Source organism: Pseudarthrobacter equi, assembly GCF_900105535.1.
In the GTDB taxonomy this organism is placed as follows: domain Bacteria; phylum Actinomycetota; class Actinomycetes; order Actinomycetales; family Micrococcaceae; genus Arthrobacter; species Arthrobacter equi.
The window spans coordinates 898,877-915,566 of sequence record NZ_LT629779.1; the positions used below are offsets into that span (position 1 = coordinate 898,877).

At 68.3% G+C, this 16,690-nt stretch carries 17 protein-coding genes; 11 read left to right on the forward strand and 6 right to left on the reverse strand.

Going from position 1 to position 16,690, the window contains the following annotated elements:
- The first annotated feature begins 4 nt into the window (after positions 1–4).
- From BLT71_RS04045 to BLT71_RS04055, 3 genes are read left to right on the forward strand one after another with little or no spacing between them, the layout of a single operon-like run.
- The gene (locus BLT71_RS04045; protein WP_231994442.1) at positions 5–1,027 is read left to right on the forward strand and encodes an acyl-CoA dehydrogenase family protein; all 1,023 of its coding nucleotides are present in this window, start codon (positions 5–7) and stop codon (positions 1,025–1,027) included.
- Complete coding sequence (locus tag BLT71_RS04050; RefSeq protein WP_091717801.1) at positions 1,021–2,415, forward strand: bifunctional PIG-L family deacetylase/class I SAM-dependent methyltransferase; 1,395 nt, start codon at positions 1,021–1,023, stop codon at positions 2,413–2,415. Before BLT71_RS04045 ends, BLT71_RS04050 begins: the two co-directional genes overlap by 7 nt.
- Positions 2,412–3,164: a glycosyltransferase gene (locus BLT71_RS04055; protein WP_091717803.1), complete on the forward strand. Its 753-nt coding sequence runs from the start codon at positions 2,412–2,414 to the stop codon at positions 3,162–3,164. The genes BLT71_RS04050 and BLT71_RS04055 overlap by 4 nt, the downstream gene beginning before the upstream one ends.
- A 66-nt stretch (positions 3,165–3,230) precedes the next feature.
- On the opposite strand, the gene BLT71_RS04060 is transcribed toward BLT71_RS04055, so the two are convergent.
- The 5 genes from BLT71_RS04060 to BLT71_RS04080 form a co-directional block, all read right to left on the reverse strand.
- Complete coding sequence (locus tag BLT71_RS04060) at positions 3,231–3,488, reverse strand: hypothetical protein (protein ID WP_091717805.1); 258 nt, start codon at positions 3,486–3,488, stop codon at positions 3,231–3,233.
- A 325-nt stretch (positions 3,489–3,813) separates the two neighbouring features.
- On the reverse strand, positions 3,814–5,022 hold the full coding sequence (locus tag BLT71_RS04065; protein WP_091717807.1) for a YihY/virulence factor BrkB family protein: 1,209 nt from the start codon (positions 5,020–5,022) through the stop codon (positions 3,814–3,816).
- A gap of 116 nt (positions 5,023–5,138) precedes the next feature.
- Entirely contained in the window at positions 5,139–5,813 is a 675-nt protein-coding gene (locus BLT71_RS04070) for a DUF3618 domain-containing protein (protein WP_091717809.1), read from the reverse strand.
- On the reverse strand, positions 5,810–6,238 hold the full coding sequence (locus tag BLT71_RS04075; RefSeq protein ID WP_091717812.1) for a phage holin family protein: 429 nt from the start codon (positions 6,236–6,238) through the stop codon (positions 5,810–5,812). Before BLT71_RS04075 ends, BLT71_RS04070 begins: the two co-directional genes overlap by 4 nt.
- The gene (locus BLT71_RS04080; RefSeq protein WP_091717814.1) at positions 6,238–7,275 is read right to left on the reverse strand and encodes a hypothetical protein; all 1,038 of its coding nucleotides are present in this window, start codon (positions 7,273–7,275) and stop codon (positions 6,238–6,240) included. The genes BLT71_RS04075 and BLT71_RS04080 overlap by 1 nt, the downstream gene beginning before the upstream one ends.
- Before the next feature lie 187 nt (positions 7,276–7,462).
- On the opposite strand from BLT71_RS04080, the gene BLT71_RS04085 reads away from it, so the two are divergent.
- On the forward strand, positions 7,463–8,284 hold the full coding sequence (locus BLT71_RS04085; protein ID WP_157693421.1) for a hypothetical protein: 822 nt from the start codon (positions 7,463–7,465) through the stop codon (positions 8,282–8,284).
- Positions 8,285–8,304: 20 nt separating this feature from the next.
- Here BLT71_RS04085 and BLT71_RS04090 read toward each other — a convergent pair whose 3' ends face one another.
- Positions 8,305–9,348, reverse strand: a complete 1,044-nt coding sequence (locus BLT71_RS04090) for an NAD-dependent epimerase/dehydratase family protein (RefSeq protein WP_091717818.1) — start codon at positions 9,346–9,348, stop codon at positions 8,305–8,307.
- A 146-nt stretch (positions 9,349–9,494) separates the two neighbouring features.
- Between BLT71_RS04090 and BLT71_RS04095 the strand changes: the two genes are divergently transcribed.
- The 7 genes from BLT71_RS04095 (at position 9,495) to BLT71_RS04125 (ending at position 16,639) form a co-directional block, all read left to right on the forward strand.
- Positions 9,495–10,424 carry a sigma-70 family RNA polymerase sigma factor gene (locus tag BLT71_RS04095; protein WP_091717820.1) on the forward strand — a complete coding sequence of 310 codons (930 nt, stop codon included), beginning with the start codon at positions 9,495–9,497 and terminating at the stop codon, positions 10,422–10,424.
- Between the two features lie 154 nt (positions 10,425–10,578).
- Positions 10,579–11,115, forward strand: a complete 537-nt coding sequence (locus tag BLT71_RS04100; RefSeq protein ID WP_091717822.1) for a D-glycero-alpha-D-manno-heptose-1,7-bisphosphate 7-phosphatase — start codon at positions 10,579–10,581, stop codon at positions 11,113–11,115.
- Entirely contained in the window at positions 11,115–12,203 is a 1,089-nt protein-coding gene (locus BLT71_RS04105; protein WP_091717824.1) for a glycosyltransferase family 9 protein, read from the forward strand. The genes BLT71_RS04100 and BLT71_RS04105 overlap by 1 nt, the downstream gene beginning before the upstream one ends.
- Positions 12,200–13,228, forward strand: a complete 1,029-nt coding sequence (locus BLT71_RS04110) for a glycosyltransferase (RefSeq protein WP_091717826.1) — start codon at positions 12,200–12,202, stop codon at positions 13,226–13,228. The genes BLT71_RS04105 and BLT71_RS04110 overlap by 4 nt, the downstream gene beginning before the upstream one ends.
- Entirely contained in the window at positions 13,225–14,484 is a 1,260-nt protein-coding gene (locus tag BLT71_RS04115) for a glycosyltransferase (RefSeq protein ID WP_091717828.1), read from the forward strand. Before BLT71_RS04110 ends, BLT71_RS04115 begins: the two co-directional genes overlap by 4 nt.
- Positions 14,481–15,182, forward strand: a complete 702-nt coding sequence (locus tag BLT71_RS04120; protein ID WP_091717830.1) for a D-sedoheptulose-7-phosphate isomerase — start codon at positions 14,481–14,483, stop codon at positions 15,180–15,182. The genes BLT71_RS04115 and BLT71_RS04120 overlap by 4 nt, the downstream gene beginning before the upstream one ends.
- Positions 15,179–16,639, forward strand: a complete 1,461-nt coding sequence (locus tag BLT71_RS04125) for a PfkB family carbohydrate kinase (protein ID WP_091717832.1) — start codon at positions 15,179–15,181, stop codon at positions 16,637–16,639. Before BLT71_RS04120 ends, BLT71_RS04125 begins: the two co-directional genes overlap by 4 nt.
- Positions 16,640–16,690: the final 51 nt, after the last annotated feature.

Below are 16,690 nucleotides of genomic sequence, written 5' to 3' on the forward strand. Positions count from 1 at the left end.
AACGGTGGAAGAGCTCGCGCGGTTTGCCCCCGGTCTTTCGGCTGTGGGCGGCGCAGCAGGGGATGTCCCGGCGCTGCTTCAGCTCGCCGTCGCGGCTGGACGCTCCTGGCCGTTGCCGGGCGAAGGCCGGACCGCACAGCTGTGGGAGCTCCTCGCTTCCGTGGCCGCCGTCGACGTCGCTGCCGCCCGGGTCTTCGAACCGCACCTCGACGCCGTGGCAATCCTGAAGCAGGCAGCGGCAGCGGCAGACGCGGGCGAAGGCTCCTGGGGTGTTTTCGCAGCCGAGGGCCCGGGGCTCCGCCTCCGGGCCACAGCCGACGGCGCCGGGTACGTCCTGAACGGGTCAAAGCCCTGGTGCTCCCTGGCCGGCCGGCTGGACCATGCGGTCATCACCGCGCACACGGACGACGGCGGCCGGGCAGCGTTCGCCGTTGACCTCCGCCACGCCGGGGTAACGGCTGAGGAGCCGGAATGGATTGCACGGGGACTTCGCGAGATTCCCAGCGGTACGGTGCACTTCGACAAGGTACCCGCTGCGGCTGTGGGCGGCATCGGCTGGTACCACAGCCGTCCCGGCTTCGCGTGGGGCGGGATGGGGGTTGCCGCCTGCTGGCTCGGGGGAGCGGTGGGCGTTGCCCGCGATTTCCGGGACGGCCTGCGGAAAGGCGCCGAATCGGGCCGCGAGCCGGACCAGCTGGCGCTTGCTGCCCTGGGCGAAACGGACCGGATCCTCGTTTCGGCACTGCAGTACCTGGCCAAGGCCGCCGAGCGCGTGGACGCCGTTGGAACCGCGGCCGGGAGCAGCAGCGACTGGAGCGAAGCGCAGCGTGTCCGCGGAACTGTTGCCTCCGCCGTCGACCACGTCCTCCAGCTGGTGACGGCCAACCGCGGCCCCGGGCCACTGGCGTTCGACGCCGCGTACGCCAAGCGGGTGGCTGACCTTGCCCTCTATGTCAGGCAGCACCACGGGCGCCGGGACGACGCCCAGTTGGGTGCACTGACCCTCAAGGGTGACTGCCCATGGTGACCTTCTCCCACGCGGACCTGGGCACCGCCGAATCGTCATGGATGGCGGCCGGATTGTCCGCCGCCCCTGAGCTGCCCCTGGACAGCGGCGAGCTGGCGGCTCTGGGCTTTGTGGTCCTCGCGGCCCACCCCGACGACGAAACCCTTGGTGCAGGAGGGCTGGCAGCAAGCCTGCGCGAGCTGGGGGCGGCCGTGGAAGTGCTGCTCTGCACGGCAGGCGAGGGCTCCCACCCGGAATCCGTAACGCACACGCCCGAACGCCTCGCCGCGGCCCGGCTGGAAGAGTTTGGGGCAGCCCTCACGGCGTTGGGGCTGGAGGGCCGCTGGCGCTTCCTCGGCTTGCCGGACCGCGGACTTGGCCTGCACGCGGACGTCATCGCTGATGCGGTCCGGCAGGCCGCAGCCAGGCTCGCCGGTACTTTCGGGGAACGCCGGGACGTGGTGGTCGTGGCACCGTACCGCGCCGACGGCCACGCCGATCACGACGCCCTGGGTGCAGTGGCGGCGGACGTTGCTGCGGAGGGCGGCCACGGCCTGCTCGAATACCCCATCTGGTACTGGCACTGGGCCGGCCCGGACCATTCGGACTGGCGTGACTGGATGAGGTTCCACCTTGACCCGTCCGCGCGGGACGCCAAGGACCGCGCCATGGCCGCCCACGCCACGCAGGTCCTGCCGCTGTCGCCTGCCGCGGGTGACGAAGCGCTGCTCAGCGAGGGCTTCCTGAGGCACTTCGCCAGGGGGTTCGAGATGTTTGCCTGGACGCCGCCGCGGAAGCCGGGGGACCCCGTGCACAGCAGCGGCGAGGCCACGGAAATCTTCGACGCCGTGCACCAGCGCACCGAGGACCCCTGGAACTACAGTTCCAGCTGGTACGAACAGCGCAAGCGTGCCCTGACGCTGGCAGCCTTGCCTGAGGCCTCCTACGGGGCAGGACTGGAAATCGGCTGCTCCATCGGCACCCTGACGGCGGACCTGGCACCCCGGTGCCGGAGCCTGCTTGCGGTGGACGCGAGCGGGGTGGCCGTGGAACACGCGAGGCACCGGCTGGCGGGGGCACACCACGTCACCGTGGAGCAGGCCGTGCTTCCGGAAGCCTGGCCGGAGGGCTCCTTCGACCTCATCGTGGTGTCCGAGGTGGGCTACTACCTTGCCCGCGATGAGCTTGCCAACCTGTGGGATCGGGTGGAGGCTGCCATGCAGCCCGGCGGGACGCTGGTGCTCTGCCATTGGAGGCACCCGGTGGCGGGCTGGGAGCTTGATGGCGAATCCGTCCACGCCCTCGCCAGGGAGCGGTTGAGCTGGCGCCAGGCAGGGATGTACCGGGAACGGGATTTCCTCCTGGAGGTCCTCGTGGCTCCCATTCCGGCCAGGACGGCCCCGGAATGACAGCTCCAACCGGCCAGCGCGTCAGCCATCTTGGCGTGGTGGTCCCCGCCCACAACGAAGAGCGGCACTTGGGTGACGCACTTGAGGCTGCCCGCACCGCCGTCGGCGACCTCCAGGTGCAGCGCCCCGGACTGGGCGTCCGCGTGCTGGTGGTCCTGGACGCCTGCACCGACCTGTCAGCGTCCGTGGCTGGCCGGTTCGCTGCGGCAGATCCCCGGTTCAACGTCCTGGCAGCTGATTTCCGAAGCGTTGGGCGGAGCAGGCGGGAAGGGAACAGGGCGGTCCTGGCCGAAGCCGGTGCCCTGGGTGTTCCCGCAGGGGAAATCTGGATTGCCAACACCGATGCCGATTCCCGCGTTCCTGCGCACTGGCTCACCCGGCAACTGGAACTGGCTGATGCCGGCGCCGACGCTGTGCTGGGCTCCGTGGAACCGGACTCTGACGGCATGGACACGGGGCTGCTGCAGCGATGGCATGCACGCCACCGTCTGCAGGACAACCACCACCATGTCTACGGCGCCAACCTCGGTGTCCGTGCATCCGCCTACCTGGCAGCCGGTGGATTTCCCGCCGCAGAATCCGGGGAGGACAGGAGCCTTGTCAGGAAGCTGCGCAGCGGAGGCGCGGTGATCGCCGCTACCGACAGCAACCGCGTCATCACCTCCGGCAGGTTGGAGGCGCGTGCTCCCCGAGGGTTCGCCGGCTACCTCCTTGCCCTTGCCCTTGACCCGCGCGGCGCAGAGGGCTGAGCGGAGGAGCTGAGGAGACACGAAAGGGCTGCCACGGAAAGCCGTGGCAGCCCTTTCGGTTAGCGCTCAGACCAGGTCGGGTGCGCTGGCAATAATGTAGTCAGCTGCCGCGGGGCCGGTCATGGAGAGGTTGTTGCTGTCGGGATCGATGCCCTTCACTTTCAGGGCTCCCCACAGGTCTTCAGGCGCTTGGAGCTGGACCTTGTTGATCAGGCACCAGCTGGTGTACAGGCCGTAGAGTTCGTCGCGGCCGAGGCCCAGGCCGGGCTCCTTTGCCGGAACAACTGCGTCCGCAAGAAAATCTTCAAAATGGTTGGCAGGCATATCCGCTCACAAGGTTTGACCGTGATTTCCGCCGTGTCTGCTTCAGCGGCCCTGCCATCAGTTGGCCGGCAAGGTAAGTAAACATGAAGGTATTTCAGCACGGGCAGTTTGTCCAGTTATGCGAGCCTTGCCCGCCACGGCATATGGCCAGGTCACGTGGGGATCCGCCCGGGCGGAATCCGTCCAGGGGGCCGACGGCGACTGGGGGGACTGGCCTCGGTCTCAGAAGAGGCCATCTCACCGCCGGCCCCGCCTAACCCCGGGCTTCACGCACCCGGGAACTCTTCAGGACCTGACTAATCTTCCACCAATTCGGGGGTCCTGCCTAGTGCCTTTGGTGTCCCCGGTCATCGTCTTCCGGCGTGCCGTGCGTGGCGCGGTCGCGGACCTTGTCCCGGACCCGTTCCCGGTGCGGTTCAGTGGGCGCGTTTTCCACGGCGCCGGTGCCCTCTGCGTCGCCGTTGTCCCCGTTTTCCGCGGCATATTTCTCACGCAGTTCGCGGCCATGCTTGATGTCTTCTTCTTCCTGGGCCTGCAGTTTTTCGCTCTTCTTGGTGTCGCGCGGCGGCAGCTGGATGGTTTCCTCTGCCTTGATGCCGGCCTGGAGCTGGCGGCCGCGTTCTGTCTCGGCGTCGAACTCGGCTCCAAAGAGCAGCGACATGTTCAGGATCCAGAGCCACAGCAGCATGACGATCACGCCGCCCAGGGCGCCATAGGTCTTGTTGTAGTTGCCGAAGTTCCCCACGTAGAAGCCAAATCCCAGGGAGGCCAGCAGGAAAACGACCAGGGCGATGCCCGACCCCATGCTCATCCACTTGAACTTGGGCTGCTTGACGTTGGGTGTGGCGTAGTAAAGGACGGCGATGATGACGATGATCAGTGCCACCATCACGGGCCATTTGGCGATGTTCCAGACGGCAAGGAAAACCCCGCTGAGCCCGATAAAGCCGCCCACGGCCTCTGCCACCGGGCCGCTCAGGACCAGCATGCCGGCGAGGATGGCGATGATGGCAATCGCGAGCACGGTCACGGCCAGCATGGTTCCGCGCAGCTTAACGAACGGGCGTCCCTCGTCCACCTCGTACACGCGGTTCATGGCACGGCCGAAAGCACCCACGTACCCTGAAGCCGACCAGAGCGCGGTGGCCAGGCCGATGACCAGGGTGAATCCGGCCGCCGGGGCGTTGGCCAGGTCTTTCACAACGCCGCCGATGGTGTCCACGGTCTCGCCCGGGACGAACCCGCTGACGATCTGCAGGAGCGCGTCCGTGGTCTTCTGCGGATCGCCGAACAGCCCGATCAGGGATACCAGGGCCAGGATGGCCGGGAACAATGACAGGACCGCGTAGTAGGTCAGGGAAGCAGCGAGGTCGGGGCACTGGTCCTTGCTGAACTCGCGCAGTGTCTTCTTGGCGATGTATTTCCAGTTCGGCTTGTCCAGCTCCTTGGGGCTGTCCGGCTTCCTGGAGTCGTTTGGATCCGGCGCCTGCCCCGCCTTCGCGGTACTGGTTTCGGATGCGTCATGAGTTGCCATGGGGGTGTCCTCTCGGTCAGGGGGCCAACCAGACAGGCCGGCTCCGCGGGTGGGCGGGGCCGGCCTGTCGTGTTAATGCAGTTGCCTACGGAATGACGTGCAGTTGCCGCGCCTGCCTAGGTGTTTTGGATTGTGTCTTTGGCGTTGGAGGCGCGGTCTTTGACGTCGGTGGCGGCGTCTTGGCCGTCGGTTTTGACGTGTTCGATGCCGTCGGTGGCAGTGGTTTTGACGTTGTCCATGGCCTGTTGGGCTGGTTCTTTGAGGTCCTGGACCATGCCTTTGGCGGCGTCGGTGAGTTCGGTGGTGAGGGGTTCGGCGGCGGTTTTGAGCTGGTCTGCTGCCTGGCGTTCCTTCTCGCTGGCGGGGATCAGCGAGGAGACCAGCATTCCTGCGCCGAAGGCGATGAGGCCGGCGGCGAGGGGGTTACCCTGGGTTTTGGCTTTCACCCGGTCCGGTGCTGCGGCGACGGTGTGGCCGGCGTCGGAGAGGGTGGAGGCGACGTTGTCCTTGGCGTCGTGGAGGGTGTCGCCGGTGCTGTGCAGGGCGTTGGTGGTGTGCCCGGCCCCGGAGTGTGCGGCATCCTGGACTCGGGTGCCCGTGTGGTCTGCTGCTCCCATGATTTTCTCCTTGACCCCTGATACCGCGTCTTTGACTGTTTCCTGGACGCGGTCCGCTTGGCGGTGGACGATGTTGGACGGAGTGACCTTGTCCGCGACGGCGTCGACGTTGGTGCCGAGGCGTGTGCGGGTGGCTTCGATATCTGCTCGGATTGCGTCGGGGTTTTCGCTCATCGGTTTACCTCACCTGGTTTGAGGGTCGGGGGGATTTCGGCGAGGGTTTCGCCGGTTTGGGGCAGGCCCTTGATTTCTTTGAGGTTCTTCCGGCCGATGCTGGCGAGGACCGCGGCTGCGATGGCCCAGATGACGGCGACGATCACGGCGGCCCACCCCAGGGGCATGAGGGCGCCGAGGCCGAACATCAGGGCCAGGGACAGGAAGAGCAGGACGAAGTGGCCTGCGACGCCGGCGCCGGCGAGCATGCCGCCGCCTTTACCGGCCCGGGTGGCGGACTGTTTGAGTTCGGCTTTGGCGAGGTCGACTTCCTGGCGCATCAGGGTGGATAGGTCCCGGGTGACATCGCCGAGCAGTTCACCCAGCGACGCTGTCTCTGCCTTCTGGTGCGCCACGCTCGGCGACTCAGGAATCTGGCTACTCATCAGAACCTGCCGGACTCGCCGTCCGCGGACCTGTTGCGGGTGCGTGGGTCGTTTGCCATGGGGTCATCCGCGAGGTCGCGGTCATAGACCGGGTCGTCGGCGATCTGGTTTCCGGACCAGGGCTCCTCGACCAACTGGGGGCTGTCCAGCCCGCTGGCCGGACGCACAGGTTCCGGATACCCGCTGCCGGGAGCGCCGCCGTCGTACCCTGCCGTGGTGGTCGCCGGGCCGGGCAGCTGCACCGGCGGGGGCGGGACGGTACCTCCGGCCGGTGCGTAGGACTCGCTGTACTGGTCGCCGTATCCGGTTCCCGAGTACTGGAGTCCGCCGGAGTGCCTGCCAGTGGTGCTGGCCGTGCCGGTGCCGGAGGACGCCTCCGGGGCGCCCGCCGTGAGGCTGCGGGTCAACCGGCCAGCCAAAACACCTGCGCCTGCCGCAAGCAGCAGGAACGTCCCGGGCTTGTTGCGGGCGAAGCGCTGCACGTCGCCCAAAAGGTCACCGGGTTCCCTGCTCTCCAGCCATGACGCCACGGAAGAGCTGCGCTCGGCCGCCTGCCGGATCAGGTCACTCGCCACACCCTGTTGCTCCGGGGCGGTGGCCATGCTGTGCAGCTGGTCAGAGATGTTGCGGATCCCCTGCGCGGCCTTCTGCTGCTGGGCGCCTGCCTCGCTGGTCAGGCCTGTCTTCGCCTGGTTCATGAGGTCCTTGGCGTTGGTCTTTGCCTCGGCCGCGACGTTGGCGGCTTCTTCCTTTGCCGTATGCGCCACATCCTTGGCTGCCGACGTTGCCTGTCCCGCCACGTCAGAGGCTTCCGCCTTTGCCGCATCGGTCTTCGAACCGCCTGACGGATTGCCCGCCTGGTAACCGCCTGACGGGTAGTCACCCGTCCCGGTTGCTGACTGGTAGTCACCCGTGCCGGGTACTGGCGTCTGTGGAGTTGTGGCGGCGGGGAAGGTGGTTGCAGCCCGCTCGCCGGGAATTCCTGTATTGGCCGTGGGAACCGCGTTGGGGTCCTCGGGCCATTGGTTCTCTGTCATCTTCCATCTCTCTTTCCAAGAAGGCCGGTTGTTGATCAAGAACCAGCAATACTGGCCGTAAAATGATAAGCATGATTACTAATGAAAGGTAAGTACCCTTCGTAAACGAGTTATAACCGAACCCGATAAGTCAGCCGGACGGCGAGGGCCTGCCCGGTCACAACTGAAGTGGAAAGTGGTGGGTAGCGTGGAAACAGCTCCATGGATTTGGATAGTCATTGCCGTCGTTGTGGTGTTGCTGATTGTTGTCCTGCTGATGAGCGGGCGGCGCCGGAAGGCCGTCCAGGAAAAGCGCGAGCAGGAACACCGCGAAAAAGCAGCAGAAATCCGCAGGGAAGCGGAGACCAAGGAAATCGATGCCCGCGAACGTGAGGCCAAGGCTGCCCGCGCACGTGCTGACGCCGAGCAGGCGCAAGTCAATGCCGCACGCCTTCGCCAGGAGGCCGACGAGAAGGCCCGCGAGGCGGGTTCACTCCGCAACGAAGTCGCCGATCACACGCGCAAGGCTGACGAAATAGATCCCGACGTCACGAACGACGCCGGCCGGCGGGCGCGCAGGGCCGACGACGGCGAGCAGCGTCCGCGCCAATCTGACGCGGCTGCCGGAACAGTGGGCCACGGGCATGATGACCGCGTGCAGGGCGACCATGCACACACCACCCCTTCGCAGGATGACCAGGCCTATGGCGGCCAGGCTGACGCCCGCCGCGACACGACACACGATGACAGGGCCTACGGCGGCCAGTCACATCATGACACTGCGCGCGATGACAGTGCTCGCGATAACCGGGCGTACGGTGACCCGGTGTACGGCGACCACGCGGGAAGCAGCCGCGAGGCTGACGGGCGAGGGCCGGCGACCGGGCAGGACGGTGCCGATGGCAGGACCCTTGGTGACGAGCGGCGCCCCGGCGAGCGGGATCCGCACCTGGACGAACGGGACCGCCAGCCAGGCGACGGCGTTGACGAAACCAGTCACGGGGAGCGTAATCCGCGCGACGGAATTTAGGCACCGGGGAGCCGTCGCGGCTAGGTGCCGCTTCGCGGTTTCAGTACGGGGGAGGGAGCTATTCCCTTCCCCGTTCCCATGCCTTCCAGCACTTCGCGGACAGCGTCCACAGCCGAGGTCTTTGCCTCCCACCCCAAAATCCGCTGTGCCCGCCGGGTGTCCATGACGGGCGCTCCAGCGGCCATCTCCACCCACCCGGAATCGGTAGGTTGGAGCCGCAGCCGCCACGCGAGCCCGGCTGCCCGGTGAAGCAGCCACATGGGCACGGGGAGGATTCTCCTGGCGCCCAGGATCCGGGCCAGCTCCTGGGGATCCAGGACCGGTTCGGCAGCGATGTTGAAGGCGCCGTTGGCCCGCTGATCCACCACGCGCCAGTAAGCCTCTGCCACGTCATCGGCGTGCACCGCCTGGAACACCAGGTTGTCCGGTGCGGGCAGCAGCGGAATCCGCAGCTTGCCGGGCAGCAGCCGCGGAATGACCGGGCCCAGGAAGTACCGGCCGATTTCGCTGCCTGCGTCTCCTTGGAAGATCAGGCCCGGGCGGAGCCTGGCCACGGCAATGCCGGGCTCGGACTCGGCGAACCGGTCCAGCAGCGCTTCCTGCTCAGCCTTGTGTCGGCTGTAGTGGGAGCCCCGCATCCCCTGGGCGGGCCAGGATTCGTCCCTGCGCCCGTCCTTGGATGACTTGCTGTACGCGCCCACCGAGGACGCGCAGACCACTTGCTTCACACCCGCGGCCCTGGCTGCGTCCAGTACATGCCTGGTCCCGGCGACGTTCGTCCGGTACAGCTGCTCCAGGTCCCGGTTTGGCTGGATCTGCCACGCCAGATGGACGACGGCGTCAGCTCCTTCCAGCGCTGCTTCCAGCTTTTGGCGGTCCTGCTCCAGCCCCACGTCGAGCGTGTGCCAGTCCACCCCTGCGTACGGAGCCTGGCTGGTATCCGGGAGGCGGCGGCTGATCCCGGCGAGCTGGAGGCTCCCGGGTTTCCTGGCGAGCTGGCCCTGCAGGTTCCGCAGGAGGGCCGTGCCGGCATTTCCACTGGCCCCGGTGATGACAATCCGCATGAGGGTGCTCCTGACGCAAGGTGGACAGAACTGCGTACCAGACGAGCCTATCGCCGAGAAGGATTGTTTTATAAGCAAGCTTATGATTTGCTGCTTCTAAGTCTTGCCGCAGGCTTTCGGAACCATCCCCGAGGGAACCAACGTCAATGCCAGAATCCTTCTCTCCAGTTGCCGTGGACGCTTCATTCGTCCACAGCCACCAGTCCACGCCGACGCAAACACCCGCTTCCCCCCACGATCCGCACGCCAGGTCGGGGCAGCTGCGGGAGACCTTCGAAAACGATTTGGTCCTGGGCTACCTTGACCTCGCCGAAGCACTGGCCTCGCGCTTCGAAGCCCGCGGCCGCGAGCGGGCGGACCTGAACCAGGTGGCCTACCTGGGACTGGTCAAGGCCGCCCGTGGTTTCGACCTGTCCAAGGGCGAGAGCTTTCCCGCCTACGCCGCCCCCACCATCACCGGGGAGCTGAAGAGGTACCTGCGTGACCGGACCTGGGTGGTCCGCCCGCCGCGGAACATCCAGGACCTGCGCACCCGGATGTTCAGGGCCGAACCGGAACTGACCCAGGCGCTGGGCAGGACTCCCAGTGTGGAAGAGCTCGCCGGTGAACTGGAAACAGATCCGGCGGAGGTACAGGAGGCCATGTCGGCATCCAGCAGCATGCACCCGGACTCCCTGGATGCGGTCAACCCGCATTCGGACGCGCCGTCCATCGGCGAATTGCTCGCCTGTCCGGACACGCCCCTGGAACGGCTGGAGGAACTGGCCTGCCTGCGCGATGCCATGCATGACCTGGACCCGGCGGACAGGGAGCTCCTGTACCGCCGCTACTTCTGCGAGGAAACCCAGGTGCAACTGGGCAAACGGCTTGGCATGTCGCAAATGCAGGTTTCACGGCGGCTGGCCCGCGTGCTGGTGGAACTCCAGCGCCGCCTCGAAAACAGTTCCCGGCTCGAACCATCCGCCGAATGCCCCGGCACTGCGACCTCCGGGGGGCGGGCGCAGACCCAACGCGCCGCCCACTCCCACCGGGAGCCCGCCCGGCGCCGCGGTTTTGGCCGGCCGTCGATGCCGTGACCGGACTGCACTGACTTCCGGCCCGGCCACGGCCGGGCGCGCCACACCACAGATTTCCTATCTTGCCTGTCCAGCGGGCCGGAAACGTTGCTGTCCGACGCCCGGTGCGATGTCGGCCTGTTTAGGAGCAGCAGCAGGAGGGAACAGGACTGACATGGGAAGCCCCACAACTGCCAAGATCCGCGCCGTGCTGTTCGACAGGGATGGAACCCTGGTGGTCGATGTCCCCTACAACGGGGACCCCGCCTTGGTACGGCCCGTGCCCGGTGCGAGGGAAGTGCTGGACAGCCTGCGGGCGGACGGCATTGCCACGGGCGTGATCAGCAACCAGTCCGGTATTGCCCGCGGACTCATCAGCGAGGACGACGTTGCCAGCGTCAACGCCAGGGTGGAAGAACTGCTTGGCCCCTTCGACGTGTGGGAAGTCTGCCCGCACTCGGACCAGGACAACTGTGACTGCCGCAAACCCGCCCCGGGAATGGTTCACAGTGCCTGCAGGAAGCTGGGTATTGACGAATCCGAAGCGGCCCTGATCGGCGACATCGGCGCCGACGTCCGGGCCGCCGAGGCTGCGGGAGCTACCGGAGTCCTGGTACCCACCCCGGTGACCAGGGCCGAGGAAGTGGCTGCCGCCCGGCTGGTGGCACACGACCTGGCCGGCGCCGTCGTCCTCCTCCGGGAGGCGCCGTAATGGGGCGCGTGCTGGTGGCGCGGCTGGACAGCATGGGCGATGTCCTGCTGGCCGGACCCGCAGTGCGGGCAGCCGCCAACGGCCGCGTCCCGGACGGCAGCGGCGCGAACCATGTGGTGATGCTGTGCGGCCGGCAGGGCGAGGCCGCCGCGGGACTCCTGCCCGGCGCCGCCGAGGTCTACAGCTGGGACAGCCCGTGGATCATGAACCCGGCGCCCAAAATGACGGGCCCCCACGCGGACCGCCTCATCGAGTACGTCCGCAACTCCAGGATTACCGAAGCCGTCATCCTCACCTCGTTCCACCAGTCCCCGCTGCCGCTGGCACTCCTGCTCCGGCTGGCCGGCGTCGAGCGGATCACGGGCGCGTCAACGGACTATGCCGGTTCGCTGCTCGATGTGCGGCTCAAACCCGGCGAGGACTTCCCCGAAGACCAGCCGGAAGCCGAACGTGCGCTGGGCATCGCCGAAGCCGCAGGATTCAGGCTCCCCCAGGGTGACGACGGCAAGCTCCACATCACTCCCGGCCCGGATGTCCGTGACCTCGTCGGCGACGGGCCCTACGTGGTGGTCCATCCCGGCGCGGCCGTACCGGCAAGGGCGTGGCCCCCGCTCCACCACGCCGCCGCCGTCGAACTCCTCCAGGGCGCCGGCCACCGCGTGGTGGTGACCGGCGGCCCCGGCGAAACCTCGTTGACGGCCACCGTGGCTGGCCCCTCCGCGCTGGACCTCGGCGGCCGGACCGATGTGCACACGCTCGCGGGCGTCATGGCCGGCGCCGATGCTGTGGTCACCGGAAACACCGGCCCCGCCCACCTGGCAGCAGCGGTGGGCACGCCGGTGGCCTGCCTCTTCTCCCCCGTGGTCCCGGCCATCCGCTGGGCACCGTACGGGGTGCCGCTGGAGCTGCTGGGAGACCAGAACGCGGCCTGCCGGATGACCCGCGCCCGCATCTGTCCAGTCCCCGGCCACCCCTGCCTGGACTCCGTATCCCCCGAAGAAGTGGTGGCCGCCGTTGAACGCCTGATCAGCGGCGTGAGCTCCTTCAGCACCCACGTCAGCACCCGTAGAAAGGCCCGCAACAGATGAGAATCCTGCTCTGGCATGTCCACGGATCCTGGACGGACGCCTTCGTCCGCGGCAGGCACGAATACTTGCTCCCCGTCCTGCCCGACGGCGGGCCATGGGGCCTGGGCCGCGCCGGGCGCAACTGGCCGGACTCCGTGCGGGAGGTGGACCTGGCGACGCTGGACGCAGGCTCTGTTGACGCCGTCGTGCTGCAACGGCCCGAAGAAATCAGCGACGTCTCGCGGGTCCTGAGCCGCACCCCCGGAGGGGACCTGCCCGCGGTCTTCGTGGAGCACAACACGCCCAAGGGTGATTTCCCCTTCACCCGGCACCCGCTTGCGGACCAGAACACCATCCCCCTGGTGCACGTAACCCACTTCAACCGGCTCGCCTGGGACAACGGATCAGCCCTGTCCACAGTCATCGAGCACGGCATCCCCGACCCCGGCCAGCTATATACGGGGGAGCTGCCGGACCTGGGCGTGGTGGTCAACGAACCCGTGCGCCGCGGCCGGGTGACGGGCACGGACCTGCTGCCTGCCTTCGCCGACGTGGCGCCCCTGCAGGTGTTCGGGATGAAGACCGAGGGATTGGCAGTTGCCGCCGGCATCGGAACGGACCGGCTCACCCCGCGCGGCGACCTGAAAACGCAGGAACTCCACCGGGAGCTGGCACGCTGCCGTGTCTACCTGCACCCCATGCGCTGGACTTCCCTGGGCCTGTCCCTGCTGGAGGCCATGCACCTGGGCATGCCCGTGGTGGTGCTGGCCGCCACCGAAGCTCCCCGGGCAGTCCCGCCGGAGGCCGGAATAGTGTCCGCGGACATCGACGAGCTGCTCCGGTGCGCCCGCAGGCTGGTCGCCAACCCGGATGAAGCACGACGGCGGGGCGTCGCCGCGCGCGAGGCCGCACTGGCCCGCTACGGCCTGGGCAAATTCCAGGACAGCTGGGACGGGCTCCTGGCGGATCTCGGGCGCAGCCCCTCTGCCCGCCACCGGCCGGACGGGCAGGTCCTTGTTCCGGCGCAAGAAAGGAAGACCGCATGAAGATCGCGATGATTTCCGAGCACGCCAGTCCGCTGGCAGCCCTGGGCGGGGTGGACGCCGGCGGGCAGAACGTCCACGTCGCCGCACTGTCCGAAGCGCTGGCAAGGCGCGGACACCAGGTCACCGTATACACCCGCAGGGACGCGACAGAGCTTCCCGCCCGCGTAAAGGTGGGACCCGGTTTTGACGTGGTCCATGTGGACGCCGGCCCTCCGCAGCACGTTCCCAAGGACGAGCTGCTGCCGTTCATGGGCGAACTGGCCGACGGCGTGGCCCGGGACTGGGACCAGCGGCCCCCCGACGTGGTCCACGGACACTTCTGGATGTCCGGCCTGGCCGCCCTGGACGCCGCCCGGCGGGCCGGCTCGGGCTACCGGGTCCCCGTCATCCAGACCTTCCACGCACTGGGCACGGTCAAGCGCCGGCACCAGGGTGCCGAGGACACCAGCCCGCAGGAACGCCGCTGGCTTGAACCGGGCGTCGGGCGGTCCGCGGACCGGATCATCGCCACCTGCTCGGACGAGGTGTTCGAGCTCAAAGCCATGGGCATCGACACGGGAAAGATTTCCATTGCACCCTGCGGCGTGGACCTGGATGTCTTCGGACCGGATGGTCCGGTGGCCGCCAAACCCAGGTCCCACCGCATCCTTTCCGTGGGCAGGCTGGTGCCGCGCAAGGGTGTGGACCTGGTGATCCGCGCCCTGCCGCACTTGCGCGCAGCGGGCTTTGCCGACGTCGAACTCCTCATCGTTGGCGGCGGCGGGGACTCGGGTGCCCTTCACTCAGACCCCGAGGTGCGCCGGTTGCTGGACCTTGCCGCAGAACTCGGCGTCCAGGACCAGGTGGTACTTGAAGGCCAGGTGCCCCGCGGGGACATGCCCGGCATCTTCCGCAGCGCCGATGCCGTGGTCTGCGCCCCTTGGTACGAGCCGTTCGGCATCGTTCCCCTCGAAGCCATGGCGTGCGGCGTGCCGGTGGTGGCCGCAGCGGTGGGCGGGCTGCGGGACACCGTGGTGGACCATGCCACCGGCCTGCACGTCCCGCCCCGCGACCCGAAAGCCATCGCGTCGGCCGTGGCCATGCTGTTGGGCAACCCCTCCCTGCGGTCCGAACTCGGTGATGCCGGCCAGCGCCGCGCACGTGCCCGCTATTCGTGGGACCGGGTGGCCGCGGAATCCGAAAAGGCGTACAAGCTCGCGGTGGCGGGTGCCGCCGCCCGCCCCGCAGCCATCCCCATGGAAGGAGCGGCACTGTGACTGCTGAATCATCCCTCCGCGACATCGACCTGGCGCACCTGGCCATGGCACCGGCCCTCCCTGCGGTGCTGCCCGGTGCCGCATACGTGGATTCCGCCAGCGCCGACGCCGTCAGGCTGCACCTGGATAACGTGGTTCCCGCCCTGGAATCCCTGCGCAACCAGTCCGGCCGGCTCGCCGCCTGGGGTGTGGAGCTTGCCCAGCGGATGCTCCGCGGGCAGCGGCTGCTGGCAGCCGGAAACGGCGGGTCCGCCGCCGAAGCCCAGCACCTCACGGCCGAGCTGGTGGGACGGTTCGACGGCGAGCGGGTCCCGTTCTCCGCCATCTCCCTGCACGCGGAAACATCCGCCATGACGGCCATCGCCAACGACTACGGGTACGACGACGTCTTCGCCCGCCAGGTGCGCGCCCACGGCCGCTCCGGCGACGTGCTGGTCCTGCTGTCCACCAGCGGCAAAAGCCCCAACCTGCTGCGCGCAGCGGAGACCGCATCCCGCCTGAACATCACCACCTGGGCGCTGACCGGTGCAGGGCCGAACCCTTTGGCCAGCGTCTGCGATGAAGCCGTGATGATCGATGCCCTCAACGCGAACGCCCAGGAGGGCCACCTGATCGCCCTGCATGCCGTGTGCCGGGCCTTCGACCTCGAGGTGGCCCGCCACAGCCCCGCCATCCTGCAGCAGGGAGGCCTGCCATGAGGATCGTGGTGGTGGGCGACGTGATGCTGGACGTGGACCTCTCCGGCGAGGCGACCCGGTTGAGCCCGGATGCACCCGTCCCGGTGGTGGACGTCTCCGGGATCCGCAGCCGCGCCGGCGGCGCCGGCCTGGTGGCACGGATGCTGGCCGGGGAAGGCTGGCCCGTCACCCTGGTGACGGTGTTCGGCGATGACGACGCCGGGCGGCAACTTCGCGGCGAACTCGCCGGCGTGCGGCTGGTGTCCGGCCCCAGCGGCCACCCCACACCGGTGAAAACCCGGGTCCGGGCCGGCTCCCATGCAGTGGTCCGGTTCGACCAGGGGTGCGGCAAGCCACCGGTACCGGAGATGTCCCCCGCCATGCTTCGTGCCGTGGAGGAAGCCGGTGCCATCATCGTGGCCGACTACGGGAGGGGAGTGGCGGCCAGCCCGGAGCTGCGCCGCCTGCTTGCCAGGCGCACGGCCGAAGTGCCCGTCATCTGGGACCCGCATCCGTCCGGGCCGGAACCGGTGCCGGGAGTTGCCGTGGTAACGCCCAACCTGGCGGAGGCCACCAAAGCCGCCGCCACTTACGCAAGCCCCGCTTCAGGTGACGGCGCGCCCGGTGACCCGGCCGCCGGCGTCGGACGCATCCTGCTGGAACGCTGGCAGGGCAACGCGGTCCTGGTGACCAAGGGTTCGGACGGGGCCGTGCTGCTGCAGCGGGACAGCGTGTCCCCCCTGGATGTTCCGGCGCCGCGGGTGGAAGCCGGGGATCCCTGCGGGGCCGGCGACCGCCTGGTTGCAGGCCTGGCAGTCCACCTCTTGGCCGGCAGCGCCCTGCCCGAGGCGGCGGGGCTGGCAGTCAACGATGCCGCCGACTTCCTGGGCGCCGGTGGCGTCGCTGCCTTGCCTGACCGGAGCTCGGACCACGGCGTGGTCCGGGACGACGGCGGGGACGCATCGGGACCAACCGGTGCGTCGGTGGAACGGCCGGCGGACGGACCCACACGGCTCCGGCGCGCCACCGAACCGCTGCTGCTGGCCCGCGCGGTCCGCGGCAACGGCGGAACGGTGGTGGCCACCGGCGGCTGCTTCGACCTGCTGCACGCCGGCCACGTGCGCTCGCTGGCCGCCGCCCGCGAACTCGGCGACTGCCTCATTGTCTGCCTCAACTCGGACAGCTCGGTCCGGCGGCTCAAGGGCGCGGAACGCCCCATCATCGGCCAGCAGGACCGGGCTGAACTCCTGCTGGCCATGGAGTGCGTGGACGCCGTGATGGTGTTCGACGAAGATACTCCGGAAGTTGCCCTGGACCGGCTTCGCCCTGACATCTGGGTCAAGGGCGGCGACTACAAAGGTTCCCGGTTGCCCGAAGCGGAGCTCGTGGAGAGCTGGGGCGGCAGGTGCGTCACTGTTCCCTACCACCCGGCACGGTCCACCACCGGCTTGGCCGATGCGCTCGCCAAGGTGAGCTGACTTTCCCTATCCACCCAAATGCCGCACCACACAGATCAATCGCACAACACC